This window comes from Saccharothrix sp. ST-888 (genome assembly GCF_000955975.1).
GTDB lineage: Bacteria > Actinomycetota > Actinomycetes > Streptomycetales > Streptomycetaceae > Kitasatospora.
The window spans coordinates 1-6,194 of sequence record NZ_JYJF01000188.1 but is presented as its reverse complement, the minus strand read 5'-3'; the positions used below and the strand labels follow the sequence as shown (position 1 = coordinate 6,194).

Here is a 6,194-nt window from a genome sequence, read left to right as displayed (position 1 = left end):
GCGAGCCAGGCCGGGAACTCCGTCAGGTCCGTGAGCACCACGTCCGCCCCGGCCTCGGCCAGCTCCGCCGCGCCGTACGGCCCGGTGGTCACGCCGACCGCGACCGCGTCGGCGGCCCGTGCGCCCCGGATGTCACCGAGGTGGTCGCCGACGTACACGGCCGCGCCGTGCTCCCGCAGCGCCTCGCCCTTGCTCTCGGCCCAGGTGCCGCCGACCAGGATGTCCGGGACGAGGCCGATGTAGTCCAGCTGGAGCCGGGCGTTCGGCTCGTACTTGCCGGTGATCACGGCGACCCGGCCGCCCCTGGACCGGACCGCGTCGACGGACTCCCGCGCACCGGGCAGCAGCAGGGTGCCGGGGAGCGCGTGCTCGGGGTAGAGGGCCCGGTAGCGGGTCGCCATCTCGGCCACGTGCTCGGCCGGGAACCAGCGCGCCAGCTCCTGTTCCAGCGGCGGCCCCAGCCGGGTGACCACCAGGTCGCTGTCGATCCAGGTGCCGGTGGCAGCGGAGAGGGCCTGATAGGCGGCCTTGATCCCGGGTCTGGTGTCGAGCAGGGTCATATCGAGGTCGAAGCCGACGGTGAGAGCCATGGGCCCAGGGTATGCGGGTGGTGATTTGCCCCGGCCCGATCGGGCAACTCAGCTTTGCCCAAGCTGACTGCGCGATGAGAGCGAATGGCTGACACCCCGGAGCCGGGACGGCGGACGCTGCTCCGCCGCCGAGTACTGTGGCTGACCGCCGCCCTGACGGTCCTGCTGCTCGCCGTCGTCCTCAGCCTTGCCGTCGGCAGCCGCACCGTCCCGTTCACGGACACCCTCGACGCCCTGCTGCACGGCGACGGCTCCGCCAACGCGGTGGTGGTCCGCGAACTGCGCCTGCCCAGGACCGTGGTCGGGCTGGCCGTCGGCGCGGCCCTCGGTCTGGCCGTCGGCGCGGCCCTCGGACTGACCGGGACGGTGATGCAGGGCCTCACCCGCAACCCGATCGCCGACCCCGGCATCCTCGGCGTCAGCCACCGCGCGGCGGCCGGTGTGGTGCTCGCCATCTCGGCGTTCGGCGTCGGCTCGCTGACGGGGTACGTGTGGTTCGGCTTCGCGGGCGCGGTGATCGCGACCGTCGCGGTGTACGCGCTGGCGGGCAGCGGCCGGGGCGGGGCGACGCCGGTCAAGCTCGCGCTGGCCGGGGCCGCGATGTCGGCCTTCATCGCCTCGCTGACCAGCATGGTGCTCACCACCGACTCGGCGGCCATGGACCGGTTCCGGTTCTGGCAGGCGGGCTCGCTGGCCGGCCGGACGCCCGAGGTGGCCTGGCAGCTGCTGCCGTTCCTGCTGGTCGGCACGGTCCTGGTCGCCCTGGTGCGGCGCAGGAAGGTGGTCGCGGCATGACCGGGGCCGCGGGGCCGGTGGACTTCGTTGCGCTGATGGCCCCGCAGATCGCCCTGCGGCTGGCCCGCGGCGCGCAGATCCCGCTGCTCTGCTCGGCGCTGACGGGTGCCGTGGCGGTGGTCCTGGCCGATCTGCTGGCCCGGCGGCTGCTGGCGCCGACCGAGCTGCCGGTCGGGGTGGTGACGGCGCTGGTCGGCGCACCGTACCTGATGTGGCTGCTGATCCGATCCCGCCGTGGAGGTTCCTGATGCACCGTCTGGAAGCACGGGAGCTGACGCTCGCGTACGACGCCCGGACGGTGGTCGAGGGGCTGGATCTGGCCGTGCCGGACGGGCGGGTGACGGTGATCGTCGGCCCGAACGCCTGCGGCAAGTCCACCCTGCTGCGCGCGCTCGGCCGCCTGCTGCGGCCCGCCCGGGGCGCCGTCCTGCTGGACGGGGCCGAACTGGCCCGTACCCCGACCAGGTCGATCGCCCGGCGGATCGGCCTGCTGCCGCAGTCGCCCGTCGCGCCGGAGGGCATCTCGGTCGCGGACCTGGTGGCGCGCGGACGGCAGCCGCACCAGAGCTGGTGGCGGCAGTGGTCGGCCGAGGACGAGGCGGCGGTGGCCGAGGCCCTGGACCGTACCTCCACCACGGAGCTGGCCGAGCGCAGCGTGGACGAGCTGTCGGGCGGCCAGCGCCAGCGGGCCTGGATCGCGATGGCGCTGGCCCAGGGCACCGACATCCTGCTGCTGGACGAGCCGACCACCTATCTGGACATCGCACACCAGGTGGAGGTGCTCGACCTGGTGCGGCGGCTGAACGTCGAGCGCGGGCGGACGGTGGTGGCCGTGCTGCACGACCTCAACCAGGCCGCCCGGTACGCCGATCACCTGGTGGCGATGCGGGGCGGGCGGATCGTCGCCCAGGGCGCGCCGGGCGAGGTGGTCACGGCCGAGCTGGTCCGCGAGGTCTTCGGGCTGGAGTCGGTGGTGGTGCCGGACCCGGTGACCGGCACTCCGCTGGTCATCCCGGGCGCGCCCTGGGCGGCGTAGGCCCGAGCCTCGCAACAATTCGGACATACTGGGCGGACTGCCCGGCCGTGATCACCTCGCCCGACGTCCCCGATCCCGACGTCCCCGACCGCGAACGCCTCGGCCTCGGCCACGGCCTCGACCACGGCTTCAACCGACCACGCGAGGAGCGCAGCCCGATGCCGCGTCAGCCCTCCCGCCGCACCACCCTGCTGGGCCTGGCCGCGCTCGGCGCGGGGGCGCTGTCCGGCTGCACCCCTCCGTCCGGCGGTCCGGCCGCCGGCGGCGGCAGCGGCAGCGGCAGCGGCTCGCCCGGCCTCCCGCTCACGCCTTCGCCCGCCGTCTCCGACACCGGCCCGCCGAGCCCGCGGCCGATGCCCAGCACGACCGTCACCGCCGCCACCGGGGTGGTGGTGGTCCCCGGCTCGCCGGTCCGGGTGGTCACCCTGGACACCGCCGAACTCGACTCGGCGATCACCCTCGGCATCGCCCCCGTCGGCGCCGCCCGCGCCCCCGCCGACCGCGGCCTGCCCGACTACTGGCCCGCCTCCTGGAGTGCCGCCATCGCCCCCGTCGGCACCATCGGCAGTCCCGACCCCGGCAAGATCGCCGCGCTCGCCCCCCAGCTGATCCTCGGCAACCAGACCCGCGACGGCTCCGCCTACGACACCCTGAGCAGGATCGCCCCCACCGTCCTCACCCAGACCACCGGCTATCCCTGGAAGGCCGACTTCCAGCTGCACGCCCAGGCCCTCGGCCGCCAGGAGCAGGCCGCCGCGGTCGTCGGCGCGTACGGGCGGCACGTCGCCCAGACCTCGCAGGCCATCTCCGACGCGGGCTCGGCCGGGAAGCGGGTCAGCATCGTCCGGTTCGTCGAGGGCTCGCCGAACGTACGGCTGTACGGCAAGCAGAACTTCATCGGCACGCTGCTCACCGACCTCGAACTCGGGCGGCCCGACGCGCAGAACATCGACCAGTTCGACATCGAGGTGCCACCCGACCAGATCGCCAAGGCCGACGGCGACCTGCTGCTCTACTCCACGTACGGCGATCCGGCCAAGGCCGGGACCGCCGCCGTACTGGCGAGCAGCGGCTGGCAGGCGCTGGGCGCGGTCAAGGCGCACCGGGCATTCCCGGTGGACGACCAGCTCTGGTTCGAGGGCATCGGCTACACCGGCGCCAACCTCGTCCTCGCCGAACTCCAGCACTTCCTGGGCGGCTGATCAGCCCTTCGGGCCGCGGCGCAGGTTGAGGACCAGCAGGAAGAGCGCCGAGAGCACCGCCGCCAGGCGCAGCACCCCCGGCGCCGCCGCCCACGCCTCGTGGTTGAGCTGCTCGCCCGGGGCCACCGGGGAACCCCAGCGCCCCTGCGCCCGCCCCCAGAACCAGACCGTCGAAGCGGTCATGGTGATCAGCGGGATCCCGAAGACCGCGAACTTCTTGGTGAAGTCGCCCAGTCTGGCGGAGAGGTACGCCGCGGCCCACCCGATCAGCATGACCAGGATCTGTCCCGTCACCGCCCCCGCGAGCAGGGTGATCGCGGCGACCAGCAGCAGCAGCGACGGACGGCGGCCCGCCAGGAAGCCTGCGGCCCGCGGCGGCTGACCACCGGGCGGGCCGTCGGCGGCGCCCTCGGGCGCGGGAGGGGCGTCCGCGGTCGGCTGCGCGCCGTCGGCGGACTCCTTGCGCTGGTCCGGGACGGACGGCGCGGCGGGCGGCGCGGCGCTGCCGAAGTCGAAGGTGACGCTGTCCCAGCCGGGGAAGTCCGCAGCGCTCACCCCGAACCCGTGGGCGAACGGCCTGCCGCGCGCCATCGACTCGGCCTCCGAACGCACGTCCGCCGGTGCGGCGGGCTTCGCCGATGGTCCGGCGGGCTTCACCAGCGGTACGGCGGACGGGCCCGGGGACGGGGCCTCCACGGGCACCTCGGGCACCTCGGACGCGTACACGCTCTCCCCGTCGGCCGCAGCGCCCCGGCGCTCCGAGCCCGGCTGCCGGAGGACCCGCCACGGCCCGTCGACCCGCCACCACTCGCCACCCGCACGGCCACCCTCGTGCCCGTCCGCCATCGCCCCGCCACCCCGCCTCGTGTAGCCGTGCCCGCCGATCGCCGACGGTACCCACTCCCTGACTACCCACGCGAGCCCCGCACTCCCCGGCCCCCGCTCAACCGCGCCCCCATGGGGCGCGGGGACCCGCCCGGGCAAGCCGCCCCCACCGCTCCGCGCCCCGGGGACCAACCCCGCCAACCAACAGGAGCGGGCCCACCCCTGTCGCCGGCCGCGCCGTTCCCCGCGCCCCGGGAGCCAACTCCGCCAACCAACGGGAGCGAGCCCACCCCTGTCGCCGGCCGCGCCGTTCCCCGCGCCCCCGAAAACAACCCACCGACACCGGCTCCGGGCCCAGTCCCACTCCCCGGGGTTGCTTGGGTGCCCTCACTCAGAGACCGGCCGACTAAGCTGGGTCGGATGACCGCATCGCAGCGCGTACCGCGCCCCGGCCGGGCCGCCGCCGCCGCACCACGTACGCTCGCCGAGGATCTCCGCGCCCGTAGCGACGAGGCGCTGGCCGAGCTGCTGCGGGCCCGGCCCGACCTGCTGAACCCGGTGCCGAGTGATCTCACCCAGCTCGCCGCCCGGCTCTCCAGCCGGGCCTCCGCGCTGCGCGCGCTGGAGCGCCTGGACCGCTTCACCCTGCAGGTCGCCGAGGCGCTGGCGGCCGCCCCCGACGGGAGTTCCGAGGCCACCGTCCGCAATCTGCTGGCCGGTCCCGCCCGGGTCAAACCACACCCGCAGGCGCAGCCGGCCGACCGCGCCGCCGTCACCACCGCCCTGCCCGCCGCGCTGGCCGCCCTTCGCAGCCGAGCCCTGCTCTGGGGCCCGGACTCCGCGGTGCGCCTGGTGATCGCCGTCCGCGAGGCACTCGCCCCCAGCGCGAGCAACCCGGGCCGTACGGGCCTGGGGCCCACCCTCGCCGAGGCAACGGTGGGAATGTCCCCGGCCCGGCTCCAGCAGTTGCTGGCCGGTGCCGGGCTGCCGCCGACCCCCGACCCGGTCACCGCCGTCGCCGCGCTCGCCGGGCTGCTCGCCGACCGCAAGCGCTGCACCGCGCTGCTCGCCGAGGCTCCCGAGGCCGCGCTCGCGCTGCTGGAGAAGCTGGTCTGGGGCCCGCCCACCGGCACCGTGCCGGACGCCGCCCGCCCGGTGACCGCCGAGGAGGCCCGCAGCCCGGTCGAGTGGCTGCTGGCGCGGGGGCTGCTGCTCCCGTCCAGCACCGGTTCCGTGGTGCTCCCCCGTGAGCTGGCCCTGCATCTGCGCGGCGGTCGCAGTCACCGTGCGGTCGAGCCCGTCGCACCCGCCCTGGCGCCCGCCGCCGAGCGCGATCCACAGGCTGTGGACAGCGCCGCCGCCGGGCAGGCCTACACCGCCGTCCGCACCATCGAGGAGCTGCTGGACACCTGGGGCCTGACGCCGCCGCCCGGCCTGCGGGCCGGTGGACTCGGCGTACGCGACCTCAAGCGGATCGCGCTCGCGCTGGAGTGCCCGGAGTCCACCGCCGCGTTCTGGCTGGAACTCGCATACAGCGCCGGGCTGCTGGCCCCCGACGGCGAGGTGGACGAGCGCTGGGCCCCCACCCCGGCGTACGACACCTGGCTGAAGCAGCCGGTCGCCGAGCGCTGGGCACTGCTCGCCCGCAGCTGGCTGGCCACCACCCGGGTCGGCCGGCTCGCCGGTACCCCCGACGGCAAGGGCAAGGTCCGTGCCGCGCTCGGCCCCGAACTGGACCGGACCCTC

Annotated in this window: 6 protein-coding genes and 1 pseudogene; 5 read left to right on the top strand and 2 right to left on the bottom strand. The window is 75.5% G+C overall.

Annotation, left to right across the window (positions count from 1 at the left end; genetic code table 11):
* A partial coding sequence (locus tag UK12_RS31550; protein WP_045306634.1) for an HAD family hydrolase occupies window positions 1-590 on the bottom strand: 590 nt, incomplete at its 3' end.
* Window positions 591-674: 84 nt separating this feature from the next.
* Here UK12_RS31550 and UK12_RS31545 point away from each other — a divergent pair.
* The 4 genes from UK12_RS31545 to UK12_RS31535 are packed head-to-tail and all read left to right on the top strand — an operon-like array spanning window position 675 to window position 3,623.
* The gene (locus UK12_RS31545) at window positions 675-1,385 is read left to right on the top strand and encodes a FecCD family ABC transporter permease (RefSeq protein ID WP_269432059.1); all 711 of its coding nucleotides are present in this window, start codon (window positions 675-677) and stop codon (window positions 1,383-1,385) included.
* The gene (locus UK12_RS44640) at window positions 1,382-1,633 is read left to right on the top strand and encodes an iron chelate uptake ABC transporter family permease subunit (RefSeq protein ID WP_269432058.1); all 252 of its coding nucleotides are present in this window, start codon (window positions 1,382-1,384) and stop codon (window positions 1,631-1,633) included. The genes UK12_RS31545 and UK12_RS44640 overlap by 4 nt, the downstream gene beginning before the upstream one ends.
* Entirely contained in the window at window positions 1,633-2,421 is a 789-nt protein-coding gene (locus tag UK12_RS31540) for an ABC transporter ATP-binding protein (protein ID WP_045306633.1), read from the top strand. The genes UK12_RS44640 and UK12_RS31540 overlap by 1 nt, the downstream gene beginning before the upstream one ends.
* Before the next feature lie 47 nt (window positions 2,422-2,468).
* Complete coding sequence (locus UK12_RS31535) at window positions 2,469-3,623, top strand: ABC transporter substrate-binding protein (RefSeq protein ID WP_052682365.1); 1,155 nt, start codon at window positions 2,469-2,471, stop codon at window positions 3,621-3,623.
* On the opposite strand, the gene UK12_RS37060 is transcribed toward UK12_RS31535, so the two are convergent.
* The gene (locus UK12_RS37060; RefSeq protein WP_052682363.1) at window positions 3,624-4,469 is read right to left on the bottom strand and encodes a hypothetical protein; all 846 of its coding nucleotides are present in this window, start codon (window positions 4,467-4,469) and stop codon (window positions 3,624-3,626) included. It abuts the gene before it with no gap.
* A gap of 399 nt (window positions 4,470-4,868) precedes the next feature.
* Between UK12_RS37060 and UK12_RS31525 the strand changes: the two are divergent.
* A pseudogene (locus UK12_RS31525) lies at window positions 4,869-6,194 on the top strand (hypothetical protein); the annotation flags it as partial.

What these genes read in the sequence shown, in the direction of transcription:
- UK12_RS31545 (WP_269432059.1), top strand. Translation starts at nt 675, where the DNA reads ATGGCTGACACCCCGGAGCCGGGACGGCGGACGCTGCTCCGCCGCCGA.
- UK12_RS44640 (WP_269432058.1), top strand. Translation starts at nt 1,382, where the DNA reads ATGACCGGGGCCGCGGGGCCGGTGGACTTCGTTGCGCTGATGGCCCCG.
- UK12_RS31540 (WP_045306633.1), top strand. Translation starts at nt 1,633, where the DNA reads ATGCACCGTCTGGAAGCACGGGAGCTGACGCTCGCGTACGACGCCCGG.
- UK12_RS37060 (WP_052682363.1), bottom strand. Translation starts at nt 4,469, where the DNA reads ATGGCGGACGGGCACGAGGGTGGCCGTGCGGGTGGCGAGTGGTGGCGG.